The organism is Shewanella sairae, from assembly GCF_023283535.1.
Classification (GTDB): domain Bacteria; phylum Pseudomonadota; class Gammaproteobacteria; order Enterobacterales; family Shewanellaceae; genus Shewanella; species Shewanella sairae.
Genome location: NZ_JAKILT010000168.1, coordinates 1 through 1,448 on the forward strand (window position 1 = coordinate 1; position 1,448 = coordinate 1,448).

At 40.2% G+C, this 1,448-nt stretch carries 3 protein-coding genes; 2 read left to right on the forward strand and 1 reads right to left on the reverse strand.

The features are described 5' to 3' along the window. The first annotated feature begins 34 nt into the window (after positions 1-34). Entirely contained in the window at positions 35-268 is a 234-nt protein-coding gene (locus L2748_RS23855; protein WP_220783604.1) for an adhesin biosynthesis transcription regulatory family protein, read from the forward strand. 48 nt (positions 269-316) lie between these two features. Here L2748_RS23855 and L2748_RS23860 read toward each other — a convergent pair whose 3' ends face one another. Next, positions 317-646: a TraK family protein gene (locus L2748_RS23860; protein WP_248957818.1), complete on the reverse strand. Its 330-nt coding sequence runs from the start codon at positions 644-646 to the stop codon at positions 317-319. Between the two features lie 325 nt (positions 647-971). Here L2748_RS23860 and traJ point away from each other — a divergent pair, with 325 nt between their 5' ends. Beyond that, positions 972-1,355, forward strand: a complete 384-nt coding sequence (gene traJ, locus L2748_RS23865) for a conjugal transfer transcriptional regulator TraJ (protein WP_220783602.1) — start codon at positions 972-974, stop codon at positions 1,353-1,355. Positions 1,356-1,448 lie beyond the last annotated feature (93 nt).

Below are 1,448 nucleotides of genomic sequence, written 5' to 3' on the forward strand. Positions count from 1 at the left end.
TGATTAGTTAACATATCTTAAGTAATGTTTTAAAATGAGCAAATTAATTCAGGGGCAAGAGTCAGAAGCAAAGATAGACCTTCTTTTATCGCTAACTCGCATTAATAGTGTGAATAAAATTGATGCTTTAAAATTGCACTTAGTCAAAGGTTATCCTGCTGTCATGGCCTACGAACTGTGCGATGTAAAGCAACAGAATTTCAAGTCTACCCTGGACGCACTAAATCGCGTATATACCATTCATGAAAAACTGAATGAACTGGATTGAACATTCGTTCACGCAGTTGGTTGACACAAATCATTAGCTCAATAGCAACTACCCTGTCAGTTTTTTCGGGTCGTAGTTAGGAGTCCAGTTGAACCTATTTTTTTGCTTTGCCGGTTCTTCAGCTTTTGTTGGTGTAGACATAGGTTTCGGCTTTTTAACTTTAGGCGATTGATTGTTAATCTGTGTGCTTACATAAAAGCAGAACGATGAGTAATTTCCGGTAAAGCTTCCTTGATGCTTTAGAACTTCCCAGATTTCCATTCGAGTATTTCCTTGTCCTAACGCCTCAATGATATCTGCTTTACGAGCGAGAAATTGAACCTTAAGACGCTTCGGTTTACCGCTGTTAAACATTTCTATCTCTTCGTACAACTTCATAATCGTGTATAGTTCGCCTCTAAAATTTGAATTTTACACGAAATAGACTAAATCAAATATGAATTTTTCCTGAAAATAGTTGATAAATTCCAGAATTTATCCTGCTTTATCCGGCAAATTCCAAATTGAATACGTGAAATTACAGAGTATTGTCGAACAATTCCAATTTGGGTATACTGCTTTTAGCAGGCAAGATATGTGAAGTAGTCCCACCGTCGCAAGCTAGGTGTTTCTACTTCGCTTTTGTCCTTATTCGCACTGTGTGCTCAACGTCTCTTGCTCTGCGAGGCTAACTGACTACCGTCAGTTTTAATGGAAGGTACATATGGATAATTCAACTGATTCAGACAAGAAAATAACGCGGAAAGCTCAGGCGCCAATTAAGGTCTATTGCCTGCCAGAGGAGAAAGAGTTGATTGTTGCTAATGCAGCTCAAGCAGGCAAAAGCACCTCTGCTTTTTTGCTTGCAGTAGGACAAGGGTACGAAGTGACAGGGGTTGTTGATGCGGAGCAAGTTAGAGAAATGGCTCGTATTAATGGTGACTTGGGCCGCCTTGGTGGGTTGCTTAAACTGTGGCTAACTGATGGCAAACGTACTGCTCAGTTCAAGAAAAGTACTATCGTGCATTTGTTGGAAAAAATAGAGGCAAACCAAGCAGAATTAGCACTCACAAAGTCAAAAGTTATCAGGCCGAGAATGCACCCGTGATAGCAAAGCACGTAAAGCCTAGAGGCAGCACTAAAAGCAGCTTTCATCGCTTAGTTGATTACATTACTGACGAGCAGGATAAGGAACATCGAG